Source organism: Azospirillum halopraeferens DSM 3675, assembly GCF_000429625.1.
In the GTDB taxonomy this organism is placed as follows: domain Bacteria; phylum Pseudomonadota; class Alphaproteobacteria; order Azospirillales; family Azospirillaceae; genus Azospirillum; species Azospirillum halopraeferens.
Genome location: NZ_AUCF01000006.1, coordinates 279,662 through 293,295, shown reverse-complemented (window position 1 = coordinate 293,295; position 13,634 = coordinate 279,662). Strand labels below are relative to the sequence as shown.

Below are 13,634 nucleotides of genomic sequence, written 5' to 3'. Positions count from 1 at the left end.
GGTCCCGCCGTGCCCCGGCGGACCGATGGGAGTTGCTGACGCCATGACCGACGCCCCCGCCCCCGACAAGCTCCGCCACCCGGAGAAGGCCCATCGTCCGGACAACCCGGTGCAGCGCAGCAAACCCGCATGGCTGCGGGTCAAGGCGCCGATGAGCCCGGAGTACCACGAGACCCGCAAGCTGATGCGCGGCCTCAAGCTCCACACCGTGTGCGAAGAGGCCGCGTGCCCCAACATCGGGGAGTGCTGGAAGCACCGCCACGCCACCTTCATGATCCTGGGCTCGATCTGCACGCGCGGCTGCGCCTTCTGCAACGTGGAGACCGGCCGGCCCGACCGGCTGGACCCGCACGAGCCGGACAACGTCGCCGAGGCGGTGACGCAGCTTCAACTCACCCACGTGGTCATCACCTCGGTGGACCGCGACGATCTGGAGGACGGCGGGGCGGAGCATTTCGCCCGCACCATCCGGGCCATCCGCGCGGCCACGCCGCAGACCACCATCGAGGTGCTGACCCCAGACTTCCAGAAAAAGAAGGGCGCGGTCGAGACCGTGGTGGCGGCCCGGCCCGACGTCTTCAACCACAATCTGGAGACGGTGCCGCGGCTTTATCCGGGGATTCGTCCGGGGGCGCGTTACTTCACCTCGCTGGCGCTGTTGGCACGGGTGAAGGAGATCGACCCCGCCATGTTCACCAAATCGGGAATCATGGTCGGGCTCGGCGAAACGAAGGAGGAGGTGGCCCAGGTGATGGACGACATGCGCGCCGCCGATGTCGACTTCATCACCATCGGCCAGTACCTGCAGCCGACGCCCAAGCATGTGGCCGTCGACCGCTTCGTGACGCCGGAGGAGTTCGACGGGTACACCCGCCTGGCGCGGGCCAAAGGCTTTTTGATGGTTTCGGCGTCGCCGCTCACCCGGTCGTCGCACCACGCCGGTGCCGACTTCGTGAAGCTGCGCGCCGCCCGCGCCGCCAAGCTGGCGGCCGCGGCCGAGTGACGGGAACGGGGAGCGAATGCCGACTCACGCCGAAAACAAGGTTCTGCCCTATACGCCGCAGCAGATGTACCGGCTGGTCGCCGACGTCGAACGCTACCCCGAGTTCCTGCCCTGGTGTCTTGCCGCTCGCATCCGCCGGCGTGAGGGCAACGTGCTTTTTGCCGATCTGGTGATCGGCTTCAAGATGGTTCGCGAGCGTTTCACCTCGCGCGTCGAACTCAATGAGAGTCAGTGCCGCATCGACGTCCAGTACACCGAAGGGCCGTTCCACTATCTGAACAACCACTGGATCTTCCTGCCGCATGAGCAGGGAACCTGCGTCGATTTCTACGTCGACTTCGAGTTCCGGTCCAAGATGTTGCAGAAGATCATGGGGGTGCTGTTCAACGAGGCGGTGCGCCGGATGGTCCAGGCGTTCGAAACGCGCGCCCACCAGCTCTACGGTGGCAACGGCGCCGCAGCGGCGACCGGAACGCGGGGGTAGAGCGGACCGCCGCGAAAAAAATGCGGCGGCCCTGTCGAATCCCGCCGGGGTCGTTCGTCGCAGGGGGATCGGGGCCGATCGGGCCCCTTTGATCCGCAGGAGACGAGACGATGCGCGTGATGGTACTGGTTAAGGCAACGGCGGACAGCGAGGCGGGCATCCTGCCCTCCAACGACCTCCTCGAAGCGATGGGCAAGTACAACGAGGAGCTGGTGAACGCCGGCATCCTCCTGGCCGGCGACGGCCTGAAGCCGTCATCCGCCGGCAAGCGGGTGGCGTTCGACGGGGCGAGCCGCAGCGTGCTCGACGGCCCCTTTGCGGAAACCCGCGAACTGGTCGCCGGTTACTGGCTGTGGGAGGTCCGCGACATGGCCGAGGCGGTGGAATGGGTGAAGCGGTGCCCGAACCCCATGCCGGGTCCCTCGGAGATCGAGATCCGACCGCTGTACGAGATGGCGGACTTCGCCGGGGCCATGACGCCGGACGTCGCGGATCTGCACGGCCGCAACCGGGATCGGTTGGGCGGCTGACGCCGCCCGGCCCTCGCTGCGGCCGGCCGTGACGATGGACCCGATCCGCGACACCATCGAAGCGGTCTTCCGCATTGAGCGGCCCCGGCTGGTGGCGGGGCTGGCCCGCATGGTGCGCGATATCGCGCTCGCCGAGGAACTGGCGCAGGATGCTTTCGTGACCGCCCTGTCGGAGTGGCCGGACACGGGCGTGCCGCGCCAGCCCGGTGCCTGGCTGATGACGGCGGCCCGGCGCCGGGCCATCGACGGGCTGCGTCGCCGTCCCATGCTGGAGCGCGTCCACGCCGCCATCGCCCGCGACCTGGAGGAGCAGCGCGACGGCCATGCCGAGGTTCTCGAGGCGGCGCTGGACGACGACATCGGCGACGAACTGCTGGCCCTGATCTTCGCCGCGTGCCATCCGGTGCTGTCCCGCGAGGCGCGCGTCGCCCTGACCCTGCGCCTGATCGGCGGGCTCACCACGGCGGAGATCGCCCGGGCCTTTCTGACCGGCGAGGCCACCATCGCCCAGCGCATCGTCCGGGCCAGGAAGCGGCTGGCCGGAGCCGGCCTGACCTTCGCCGTGCCGCGCGGGCGGGAGCGTGAGGGGCGCCTCGGCTCGGTGCTGGAGGTGATCTACCTGATCTTCAACGAGGGCTATGCCGCCACCGCCGGCGAGGACCTGATCCGGCCGTCCCTGTGCGCCGAGGCGCGGCGGCTGGGCCGCATCCTGGCCAGCCGAATGCCGGAGGAACCGGAGGTCCACGGCCTGCTGGCCCTTATGGAACTCCAGTCCTCCCGTCTGGCCACCCGCACCGCGCCGGACGGCGGGCCTGTGCCCCTGACCGAACAGAACCGCGCCCGTTGGGACCGGCTGCTGATCGGCCGGGGGCTCGCCGCCCTGGCGCGGGCCCGGGCGCCGGACGGGTCCTGCGGCCCCTATGCCCTTCAGGCGGACCTGGCGGCCTGCCACGCCCGTGCCGCCACGGCGGCGGACACCGACTGGGTGCGGATCGCCCGGCTGTACGATGCCCTGGCTGTCGCCCTGCCGTCGCCGGTGGTGGAGCTGAACCGCGCGATCGCCCATTCCATGGCCTTCGGCCCGCAGGCCGGCCTGGCCCTCCTCGACGCGCTGGCGATGGTCGAGGAGTTGGGCGCCTACGCCCCGCTGCCGGCCGCCCGCGGCGACTGCCTGCTCCGCGCCGGCCGTCCGGACGAAGCGCGCGCCGCCTTCGAACGGGCCGCCACGCTCACCCGCAACGCGCGTGAACGGGACTTCCTGTTGCGCCGGGCGGCCGCCTGCGGGGGATGAGGGCCCGCACCCTACCGCAGGTTGGTGCGCGGCCGCGAGGTGTGGAGCCGTTCCAGCGCGGCCTCCACCGTGGCCAGGCGGATGGCGGTGCGGTCGCCGGGAAAGGTGAACTCCTTGTGGGCGGCAGGGCCGCGGCGCACGGCCGTGGCGATGTGGACGCGGCCGACCGGCTTGGTCTCGGTGCCGCCGCCGGGGCCGGCGACGCCGGTGACGGCCACCGTCACGTCCGCCTTGGATCGGGCGAGCGCCCCCACCGCCATGGCCACCGCCACCTCCGCGCTGACCGCGCCGTGGGTCAGGATCAGGCTGGGCGGCACGCCCAGCAGTTCCGATTTGGCGACGTTGGAATAGGTGATGAAGCCGCGGTCGACCACCGCGGAGGACCCGGGAATGTCGGTCAGCGCCGCGGCCACCAGCCCGCCGGTGCAGGATTCGGCGGTGGCCAGCATGTACCCGGCGAACTCGAACTCGGCCAGGACGCTGGCGGCCAGGCGGCGGATGTGGTCGGGGAACATGGCGCCTCCTTCGCGATCCTCATCCCGGCAGCCGGATGGTGGCGACGGCCTGGGCGGCAATGCCCTCGCCCCGGCCGGTGAAGCCCAGCCGCTCGGTCGTCGTCGCCTTCACGCTGACGCGTGCGGCGTCGATGCCCAGGATATCCGCCACCCGCGCCACCATGGCGGGGCGGTGCGGGCCGACCTTGGGGCGTTCGCACACCAGGGTGATATCGGCATGGGCGATCCGCCCGCCGGCAGCCCGCACCAGAGCAGCGGCGTGTCGCAGGAACACCGCGCTGTCGGCGCCCCGCCACTGCGGATCGGTGGGCGGGAAATGGCTGCCGATGTCGCCGGCCCCCAGCGCGCCCAGGATCGCGTCGGTCAGGGCGTGCAGACCGACGTCGGCATCGGAGTGACCCTCCAGCCGGTGGGTGTGCGGCACGGCGACCCCGCAGAGCATGGCGTGGTCACCGGGGGCGAAGCGGTGGACGTCGAAGCCGAAGCCGGTGCGCACGTCGCCGAGGCGCGCGGCCATCACCGCTTCGGCGCGGGCGAGGTCGTCTGGGCTGGTCACCTTGAAATTCTCCTCCGTGCCGGGCACCAGGGCGACGGGCAGGCCGGCGTGCTCGGCCACGGCGGCGTCGTCGGTCAGGTCCTCCCCCGCGGCGGCGCGGTGCGCCTCCAGGATCGCGGCGAAGCGGAAGCCCTGGGGGGTTTGGGCCCGCCACAGGCCGTTGCGGTCGACGGTGCCGGCGCTGAAGCCGTCCACCCCGCGCTTCAGCGTGTCGGTCACCGGCACCGCCACCACGCAGCCCGGCGCCCCGTCCAGCGCCGCCACGGTGCGGCTGATGGTCACGGCGTCGATGAAGGGTCGGGCCGCGTCGTGGATCAGCACCCGATCGGGCGGCGCCCCCGTCTCGGCCAGCCGCTCCAGCCCGTTGCGGACCGACCGCTGGCGGGTGGCCCCGCCGGGCACGGGGTCGGGCAGGGCCAGGCCGGCCACCGCGTCGTCGTACCACTGGCGGTGCGCCGGGTCGATCACCACCTGAACGGCGCCCACCGCGGGATGGTCCAGGAACGCCTCGACCGTGCGGCGCAGGATCGGCGCGCCGGCCAGGTCGTGGTATTGTTTGGGGCGCTCGGCTCCGAAGCGCCGGCCGCTGCCGGCCGCGACGATCAGAGCGATGCAGGTGGGCATGATCGGGATGGCCGCTGTGGAATGGCAGGGATCGGCCGGCGTTGCGCGTGCGGGCTTGACGCCGGCCGTGCGCAGCCTAGCCTGTCGCCGGGGTTCCGCCAAGGCCCGCGGGGCGGGGGCGGTGAAAGGCACGGTCGAGCGGACATGACGCAAAATCTGATGTTCAGCCTGTCGGCCCTGGTGGCGTTGCTGCCGGCGTCGCTGTTCCCGTACCGGACGCTGGGGATCCCCGGGCGCCGCACCGTGGCGTTCTGGGGCGCGCTGGGCCTGGCGGTGCTGGGTCCGGCGGTGGCGGCGGCGGTCCATGTGGGCGGCGAGTGGCACACCGGCCTGTCAACCACCCTGTGGGTGACCATCGCCGTGTGCATGGCGATCTTCGCTGTCCTCTGCGCCGCCACGGCCAACGCCTGGCGGCTGGCGCCGCTGCTGCTGCCCTATCTGGTTCTGGTCGGGGCCCTGGCCACCCTCAGCCAGGGAACGGCGGACCCGACGCTGCGCGGCAGCGCCCCGGCCGTCTGGATCGAGCTGCACATCGCCGTGTCGGTGATGACCTACGCCCTGCTGACCCTGGCGGCCGTCGCCTCGCTCGCCGCCTTTCTGCAGGAACGGGCCCTGAAGGCCAAGCGGCCGACGCCGCTCACCCGTTTCCTGCCGCCGGCTGCGGTCAGCGAGCGATTCCAGGTGCGGCTGCTTGCCGCGTCGGAGGTGGTGCTGGGCTTCGGCCTTCTCACGGGCATGGCGGTGCTGTACTACCAGTACGGAACTTTCCTGCGCCTTGACCACAAGACGTTGTTCTCGCTGGCCACCTTCGTGGTCATCGGCTGTCTGCTTCTGGTCCATGTGCGGACCGGCATGCGCGGCCGTTCGGCGGCGCGGATGGCGTTGATTGCCTATCTTCTGCTCACCCTGGCGTATCCCGGCGTGAAGTTCGTGTCTGACGTGCTCATGCGCTAGGCAGATCGCGCCATCCGTTGGCCTAACGGACTATTACCTGCCGCTTGCGAACGGGCGAAGCGCTGTGTTAGCGTGCCCAAAATCACATCAAAGAACGCCTCTGCGCGAAATTTGGGCATTTTAGCACGGCGGGTGCCGCGCGGCCCGGATCAGGTGCGGCGGGCGGGCGGGCTGTCGTTCATGAGCATTCAGATCGGTTCCATCACCCTGTCCGGTCCGGTCCTGCTGGCGCCCATGTCGGGGGTGACGGACCTGCCGTTCCGCCGCCTGGTGAAGCGGGCGGGCTGCGGCCTGGTGGTCTCCGAGATGATCGCCAGCCAGGCGATGATCCGTGAGAACCGCCAGACCCTGCGCATGGCGGACACGGCGCCGGAAGAGTTCCCCATGGCCGTCCAGCTCGCCGGCTGCGATCCCGCGGTGATGGCGCAGGCGGCCCGGCTGAACGAGGACCGGGGGGCCGCGGTCATCGACATCAACTTCGGTTGCCCGGTGAAGAAGGTGGTCAACGGCTACGCCGGCTCCGCCCTGATGCGCGATGAGGCGCTGGCCGGCCGCATCATGGAGGCGACGGTGCGGGCCGTGTCGGTCCCCGTCACCATGAAGACCCGCATGGGGTGGGACCACGACAGTCTGAACGCGCCGCGGCTCGCCCGAATTGCCGAGGACTGCGGGATCAGGATGCTGACCATCCACGGCCGCACCCGCCAGCAGATGTACACCGGCACCGCCGACTGGAGCTTCGTGCGCCGGGTGAAGGAGGCTGTGTCGATTCCCGTCGTGGTCAACGGCGACATCCGCACCATCGACGACGCAGCGGAGGCGTTGCGCCTGTCGGGGGCGGACGGCGTGATGATCGGCCGCGGCGCCTGCGGCCGCCCCTGGTTTCCCGCGCAGGTTATGCATTACCTGCGCACCGGCGAACGCCTGCCGGACCCGCCGCCGGACGAACAGCTCGCCATCCTGCTGGAGCATTTCGACGCCATGCTGTCCCTCTATGGAACGCTGCCGGGGGTGCGCGTCGCCCGCAAGCACGTCTCGTGGTACTGCAAGGGCCTGCCGGGCTCCGCCGAATTCCGCGAGGAGATCAACCGTATCGACGACGCGGACACGGTGCGCCGGCGCCTCCGCTCCTTCTATGCCCCGGCGATCGAAAGGGTGGCCGCCTGATGCCCCGTCCCGCCACGTCGCTGCCTCCCCGTCGGTCGCCGCGCCCGATGCCCCGTACGCCGGCGACCGATCCGCTCGCCGTGCTCAACGCGCTGCCCGACCCGGTTCTGGTGGTGGACGGCGGCGGCGACATCCGCTTCGTGAACCTGGAAGCGCAGGAGTTCTTCGACCTCGGCGCGTCCGCCATGGAGGGCACGCCGCTGGAAGCTCTGCTGCCCCCCGACAGCCCCGTCATGGGGCTGGTGGAGCAGGTGCGCCGCGGCAGCCGCAGCGTGTCCCAGGACGGGGTGGACATCGACACCCCGCGCATCGGGCCGCACCGCGTGTCGGTGCAGGTGGCCGCCATGGGCGACGGCACCGACGCGGTGGTGGTGACGCTGCGCGAGAACGCCATCGCCCGCAAGATCGCCAACACGCTCACCCACCGCCACGCCGCCCGCTCGGTCACCGCCATGGCGGCGATGCTGGCGCACGAGGTGAAGAACCCGCTGTCCGGCATCCGTGGCGCCGCCCAGCTTCTGGAGGAGAACGCCTCGGAGCAGGACCGGGTGCTGACCCGCCTGATCTGTGACGAGGCGGACCGCATCGTGGCGCTGGTCAACCGGATGGAGGTGTTCTCCGACAAGCGCCCCCTGGAGCGTGGGCCGGTGAACATCCACACCGTCCTGGAGCACGTGCGCAAGGTGGCGCAGAGCGGCTTTGCCCGGTCCATCCGCTTCGTCGAGCGCTACGACCCCTCTCTCCCGCCGGTGTGGGGAAACCGTGATCAGTTGGTGCAGGTCTTTCTGAACCTGATTAAAAATGCGGCAGAAGCTGCCCCCGAAACAGGCGGAGAGATCGTGCTGTCCACCGCCTATCAGCACGGGGTGCGCATGGCCCTGCCGGGCGGCGACAAGCGCGTCCATCTGCCGCTGCTGGTATCCGTGCAGGACAATGGCGACGGCATCCCCGAGGATCTGCGCGGCCACCTGTTCGACGCCTTCGTCACCACCAAGGTGAACGGAACTGGCCTTGGTCTTGCATTGGTGGCGAAGATCATCGGCGATCACGGTGGCGTCATCGAGTTCGACAGCCAGCCGCGCCGGACCGTCTTCAAGGTGTCGCTGCCCATGTACGATCAGAGCCAGGATGCGGGTGAGAGCGGTGGATTCAACGGTGGCGGGAGACTGCGCGGATGACCGGCGCAACGATTCTCGTCGCGGATGACGATCGGGCCATCCGGACGGTGCTGACCCAGGCCCTGGCGCGACTCGGCCACGAGGTGCGGACCACCGGCAACGCTTCCACCCTGTGGCGCTGGGTGGCGGACGGGCAGGGGGATCTGGTCATCACCGACGTGGTGATGCCCGACGAGAACGGGCTGGACCTCGTCCCGCGCATCAAGAAGATCCGACCCGAGCTGCGCATCGTGGTGATGAGCGCGCAGAACACCCTGATCACCGCGGTCAAGGCGGCGGAACGGGGCGCCTTCGAGTATCTGCCCAAGCCCTTCGACCTGAAGGAGCTGGTGTCGGTGGTGGAGCGGGCGCTGAACGCGCGCCAGCCGACGGCCGACCTGCCCGCCGTCGCCGACGGGGAGGGGGACGAGCAGCTTCCCCTCATCGGCCGCTCGCCGGCCATGCAGGAAATCTACCGGGTGCTTGCCCGCCTGATGGGCACCGACCTCACGGTGATGATCACCGGCGAGTCGGGCACCGGCAAGGAACTGGTGGCGCGCGCCCTGCACGATTACGGCAAGCGGCGCAACGGCCCCTTCGTGGCCATCAACATGGCCGCCATCCCGCGGGAGCTGATCGAGTCCGAGCTGTTCGGCCATGAGAAGGGTGCCTTCACCGGCGCCACCAACCGCTCCCAGGGCCGGTTCGAGCAGGCGCAGGGCGGCACCTTGTTCCTGGACGAGATCGGCGACATGCCGCTGGAGGCGCAGACCCGCCTGCTGCGCGTGCTCCAGGAGGGGGAGTACACCACCGTCGGCGGCCGTACGCCCATCAAGACGGACGTACGCATCATCGCCGCCACCCACCGCGACCTGCGCACGCTGATCCGCCAGGGCCTGTTCCGCGAAGACCTGTTCTACCGCCTGTGCGTCGTTCCCATCCGCCTGCCGCCCCTGCGGGAACGGACGGAGGACGTGCCGCTGCTGGTCCGCCATTTCCTGAACCAGACCGTCGCCCAGGGCCTGCCGGCCAAGAGCATCGACCAGACGGCGATGGACCGCCTGAAGCGCTACCGCTGGCCCGGCAACGTGCGCGAGCTGGAGAACCTGGTGCGCCGTCTCGCCGCCCTCTATTCCCAGGAGGTGATCGGCGTCGACGTCATCGAGGCGGAGCTGGCGGACGCCCAGCCGGCCGTGCAGCCGGTGGAAGAGACCCAGAGCGAGGGCCTGTCGTCGGCGGTGGAGCGCCATCTGAAGGATTATTTTGCGGCGCACAAGGACGGCATGCCGTCCAACGGCCTGTACGATCGGGTGCTGCGCGAAATCGAACGCCCGTTGATCTCGCTCAGCCTGTCCGCGACGCGGGGAAACCAGATCAAGGCGGCGCAGTTGCTTGGCCTCAACCGCAACACGCTGCGCAAGAAGATCAGGGATCTCGACATTCAGGTGGTGCGCGGACTGAAATAGTGTTTCCCGGATCAGTGTCTTTATTACGACAGGCGCTGTCCGGGGCCCCGTGCCACGAGGGCTTCAACGCTGCCGCGGATCGCGTCCGTTCCTTGTCGCTTGGCAACGCCGCAACAGAAGTGTATCTTTCCGGCAACATCTACACGGCCGGATTCCATGTCGCTCACGACGTCTGAGACAGCCTCCTCTCTGTGGCGGCAGCTCCTGCGGTGGGCGGGGCGCGTGGGGCTGGCCAAGCGGCTGGCGGTGGCGCTCAGCCTGGCGGCCATCCTCGCCGGTGTCGCCACCTATGCGGCGCTCACCGATGCGCCGCCCTTCGGGGAGAGCAACCCGGCGACGGTGACGCTGCTGCTGACCCTGGATCTGGTGCTGCTGCTGCTGCTGGGGGCGCTGATCGCGCGCCGGATCGTCCAGTTGTGGATCGGGCGGCGGCGTGGCCTGGCGGGCTCCCAGCTTCATGTGCGCCTGGTCGCCATGTTCAGCGTCCTGGCGGTGGCGCCGGCCATCATCATGGCGGCCTTCGCGGCGGTCTTCTTCTATCTGGGCATCCAGTCGTGGTTCAGCGACCGGGTGCGCACGGCGATCCACGAATCGCTGGAGGTGGCCACCGCCTACCTGCACGAGCACCAGCAGAACATCCGGGCCGACGCCCTGGCCATGGCCAACGACCTGAACCAGGACGGCGCCCGGCTGGCCGTCGACCCGGACCGGTTCGAGCAGGTGGTGGCCACCCAGGCCATGCTGCGTGCCCTGTCGGAGGCGGTGGTGTTCAACGGCACCACCGGCCGCATTCTGGCCCGCTCCGGCTTCTCCTTCACGCTCCAGTTCGACCCGATTCCCGATTCCGCGCTGGAGAAGGCGCGCGGGGGCGAGGTCGCGCTGATGATCAACGAGAGCGACGACCGCGTGCGCGCGCTCGTCCGCCTGGACCGATTCGTCGACACCTATCTCTACGTCGGCCGGCTGGTGGAGCCGCGGGTGCTGGCCCACATGGAGGCGGCCCAGGGTGCCGCCACCCAGTACGCCGAGCTGGAGGGGGAGCGGGGCAGCCTGCAGGTCACCTTCACCATGATCTTCGTGGTGGTGGCGCTGCTGCTGCTGCTGGCGGCGGTGTGGGCCGGGCTGCATTTCGCCACCCGCCTGGCGCGGCCCATCTCGGCGCTGATCGGCGCCGCCGAGCGGGTGCGCGCCGGCGACCTGACGGTGCGCGTGGTGGAGCCCCCCGGAGAGGATGAGCTGGGCCTGCTGTCGCGCGCCTTCAACCGCATGACCCACGAGATCGAGACGCAGCGGCGCGAACTGCTGAACGCCAACCGGCAGGTGGACCAGCGCCGTCGCTTCATCGAGGCGGTGCTGTCGGGCGTGTCGGCCGGCGTCATCGGCCTCAACGGTGACGGGGTGGTCAACCTGCCCAACCGCTCGGCCGCCCGCCTGCTGGGCGTCGACGAGACCGAATCGCTGGTCGGCCGTCCGCTCACCGAACTGCTGCCCGAAGTGGCCGACCTGCTGGAGCAGGCGCCGCGCCGGCCCGGTCGGGCGGTGCATGACCAGGTGCAGGTGCGCCGGACGGGACAGCCGCCGCTGACGCTGCTGGTGCGCATCGTCGCCGAGGGCGGGATCGGGGAGGTGCGCGGCTACGTCGTCACCTTCGACGACATCACCGAACTGGTGTCGGCCCAGCGCAAGGCGGCCTGGGCCGATGTGGCCCGGCGCATCGCCCACGAGATCAAGAACCCCCTCACCCCCATCCAGCTTTCGGCCGAGCGGCTGCGCCGCAAGTACCTGAAGCAGGTGCCGCCCGACGACACCGAGGTGTTCACCCTGTGCACCGACACCATCGTGCGCCAGGTCGACGACATCCGGCGCATGGTGGACGAATTCTCGGCGTTCGCGCGGATGCCGCAGCCGGTGATGAAGCCGGTCAACCTGAACGACCTGGTGCGCCAGGCGGTGTTCCTTCAGTCCAGCGCCCATCACGGCCGGGTCCGCTTCGATATGCGGCTGCCCGCCGGGCCGTTGACCGTGCCGGTGGACGGCCGCCAGATCTCCCAGGCACTGACCAACCTGCTGCAGAACGCGGTTGACGCCATCGAGGGGCGCCCGGAGCCCGGGGATGGCGGCGCGCTGCCGCAGGGGCATGTGGTGGTGCGGGTGGAGGAGGACGCCGAACGGGTGGCGCTGACGGTGGAGGACAACGGCAAGGGCCTGCCCACCGACGAGGCGCGCCACCGCCTGACCGAGCCCTACGTGACGACGCGCACCAAGGGAACCGGCCTTGGATTGGCGATCGTCAAGAAGATCATGGAAGACCACGGCGGCACGCTGACCCTGGACGACCGGGGGCAGGGCGACGGCCTGATCGAGGGCGCCGGCGGCGCCCGCGTCAGCCTGGTCTTCCCCCGCGAAACCATGGCGGCGGCCGGCGACGGCGCCGAAACCGACACCCGCCCGGCCGAGGCCGGCGGCGAAGAGAGGCAGAGAGCCCATGGCGCATGACATTCTGATCGTCGACGACGAAGCGGACATCCGGATGCTCATTGCCGGCATCCTCAGCGACGAGGGGATGAAGACCCGCGAGGCGGCCAACTCCGATCAGGCGTTCGCTCAGGTGGCGACCCGCCGGCCCAACCTGGTCGTGCTCGACATCTGGCTCCAGGGCAGCAAGCTCGACGGGTTGCAGATCCTCGAACGGCTGATCCACGACCATCCGAACCTGCCGGTGATCATGATCTCCGGCCACGGCACCATCGAGACGGCGGTGGGCGCCATCAAGATGGGCGCCTACGACTTCATCGAGAAGCCGTTCAAGGCCGACCGCCTGCTGCTGATGGTCGATCGGGCGATCGAGGCGGCGCGGCTGAAGCGCGAGAACCAGGAGCTGAAGCTGCGCGCCGGCGGCGACGTCGACCTGATCGGCCGCTCCCCGGCCATCATCCACGTCCGCCAGGCGATCGACAAGGTGGCGCCCACCGGCAGCCGCGTCCTGGTCAGCGGGCCGGCCGGTGCCGGCAAGGAAGTGGTGGCTCGCCTGATCCACGCCCGCTCCCGCCGCGCCGGCGGTCCCTTCGTCGGGCTGAACTGCGCCACCATGCGTCCCGACCGGCTGGAGATGGAGCTGTTCGGCACCGAGTCCGGCGTCGACGGCGCCGGGCGCAAGACCGGCACCTTCGAGCAGGCGCACACCGGCACCCTGCTGCTGGACGAGGTCGCCGACATGCCGCTGGAGACTCAGGGCAAGATCGTGCGCGCCCTGCAGGAGCAGACCTTCGAACGGGTGGGCGGCGGCCAGCGGGTCGAGGTGGATGTCCGCGTCATCGCCACGTCCAACCGCGATCTCCAGGCCGAGATCGAGCAGGGCCGGTTCCGCCAGGACCTGTTCTACCGCCTGGCCGTGGTGCCGATCCGCGTGCCCTCCCTGGCCGAGCGGCGGGAGGACATCCCCCTGCTGGCGCGCCACTTCATGCAGCGCTCGGCCGAGGCGGCCGGCCTGCCGGTGCGCGAGTTCGGCGAGGACGCCATGGCCGCCCTCCAGGCGTACGACTGGCCGGGCAACGTGCGCCAGCTTCGCAACGTCGTCGACTGGCTGCTGATCATGGCGCAGGGCGACCCCCGGGAGCCGATCCGCGCGGACATGCTGCCGCCGGAGATCGGCGCCATCACTCCCACCGTGCTGAAGTGGGACAAGGGCGGCGAGATCATGGGCCTGCCGCTGCGCGAAGCCCGCGAGGTGTTCGAACGCGAATACCTGCTGGCCCAGGTCACCCGTTTCGGCGGCAACATCTCGCGCACCGCCGCCTTCGTGGGCATGGAGCGCTCGGCCCTGCACCGCAAGCTGAAGTCGCTGGGCGTGCACGGCAACGATAAGGGCAAGCCCTTCGAATAGAGCG

12 protein-coding genes are annotated in these 13,634 nt (G+C 70.2%); 10 read left to right on the top strand and 2 right to left on the bottom strand.

What is annotated here, in order from left to right; all coding sequences use genetic code 11:
• Positions 1 to 43 precede the first annotated feature (43 nt).
• The 4 genes from lipA to G472_RS0109225 all read left to right on the top strand — a co-directional run bounded on the left by lipA (position 44) and on the right by G472_RS0109225 (position 3,308).
• Positions 44 to 1,003, top strand: a complete 960-nt coding sequence (gene lipA / locus G472_RS0109240; RefSeq protein ID WP_029008165.1) for a lipoyl synthase — start codon at positions 44 to 46, stop codon at positions 1,001 to 1,003.
• A 16-nt stretch (positions 1,004 to 1,019) separates the two neighbouring features.
• Positions 1,020 to 1,487 (top strand): type II toxin-antitoxin system RatA family toxin, encoded by a 468-nt coding sequence (locus G472_RS0109235; protein WP_029008164.1) that lies wholly within the window; start codon positions 1,020 to 1,022, stop codon positions 1,485 to 1,487.
• Between the two features lie 110 nt (positions 1,488 to 1,597).
• Complete coding sequence (locus tag G472_RS0109230) at positions 1,598 to 2,017, top strand: YciI family protein (protein WP_029008163.1); 420 nt, start codon at positions 1,598 to 1,600, stop codon at positions 2,015 to 2,017.
• A gap of 34 nt (positions 2,018 to 2,051) precedes the next feature.
• The gene (locus G472_RS0109225) at positions 2,052 to 3,308 is read left to right on the top strand and encodes an RNA polymerase sigma factor (RefSeq protein WP_035691669.1); all 1,257 of its coding nucleotides are present in this window, start codon (positions 2,052 to 2,054) and stop codon (positions 3,306 to 3,308) included.
• An 11-nt stretch (positions 3,309 to 3,319) separates the two neighbouring features.
• Here the strand turns inward: G472_RS0109225 and G472_RS0109220 are convergent, their stop codons facing one another.
• Positions 3,320 to 3,823, bottom strand: coding sequence for a CinA family protein (locus G472_RS0109220; RefSeq protein ID WP_029008161.1), 504 nt, complete (start codon positions 3,821 to 3,823; stop codon positions 3,320 to 3,322).
• A gap of 19 nt (positions 3,824 to 3,842) precedes the next feature.
• Positions 3,843 to 5,003, bottom strand: a complete 1,161-nt coding sequence (locus tag G472_RS0109215; RefSeq protein WP_029008160.1) for a bifunctional 2-C-methyl-D-erythritol 4-phosphate cytidylyltransferase/2-C-methyl-D-erythritol 2,4-cyclodiphosphate synthase — start codon at positions 5,001 to 5,003, stop codon at positions 3,843 to 3,845.
• Between the two features lie 144 nt (positions 5,004 to 5,147).
• On the opposite strand from G472_RS0109215, the gene G472_RS0109210 reads away from it, so the two are divergent.
• From G472_RS0109210 to ntrX, 6 genes are all read left to right on the top strand, one after another.
• Complete coding sequence (locus tag G472_RS0109210) at positions 5,148 to 5,957, top strand: cytochrome C assembly family protein (RefSeq protein WP_029008159.1); 810 nt, start codon at positions 5,148 to 5,150, stop codon at positions 5,955 to 5,957.
• A gap of 180 nt (positions 5,958 to 6,137) precedes the next feature.
• Complete coding sequence (dusB, locus tag G472_RS0109205) at positions 6,138 to 7,124, top strand: tRNA dihydrouridine synthase DusB (RefSeq protein WP_029008158.1); 987 nt, start codon at positions 6,138 to 6,140, stop codon at positions 7,122 to 7,124.
• Between the two features lie 47 nt (positions 7,125 to 7,171).
• A complete protein-coding gene (locus G472_RS0109200) occupies positions 7,172 to 8,302 on the top strand; it encodes a two-component system sensor histidine kinase NtrB (RefSeq protein ID WP_245593438.1) in 1,131 nt (376 codons plus the stop codon).
• Positions 8,299 to 9,747, top strand: coding sequence for a nitrogen regulation protein NR(I) (gene ntrC, locus G472_RS0109195; protein WP_029008156.1), 1,449 nt, complete (start codon positions 8,299 to 8,301; stop codon positions 9,745 to 9,747). The genes G472_RS0109200 and ntrC overlap by 4 nt, the downstream gene beginning before the upstream one ends.
• A 156-nt stretch (positions 9,748 to 9,903) precedes the next feature.
• Positions 9,904 to 12,243, top strand: coding sequence for a sensor histidine kinase NtrY-like (locus tag G472_RS0109190; RefSeq protein ID WP_029008155.1), 2,340 nt, complete (start codon positions 9,904 to 9,906; stop codon positions 12,241 to 12,243).
• On the top strand, positions 12,233 to 13,630 hold the full coding sequence (gene ntrX / locus G472_RS0109185; protein WP_029008154.1) for a nitrogen assimilation response regulator NtrX: 1,398 nt from the start codon (positions 12,233 to 12,235) through the stop codon (positions 13,628 to 13,630). Before G472_RS0109190 ends, ntrX begins: the two co-directional genes overlap by 11 nt.
• Positions 13,631 to 13,634: the final 4 nt, after the last annotated feature.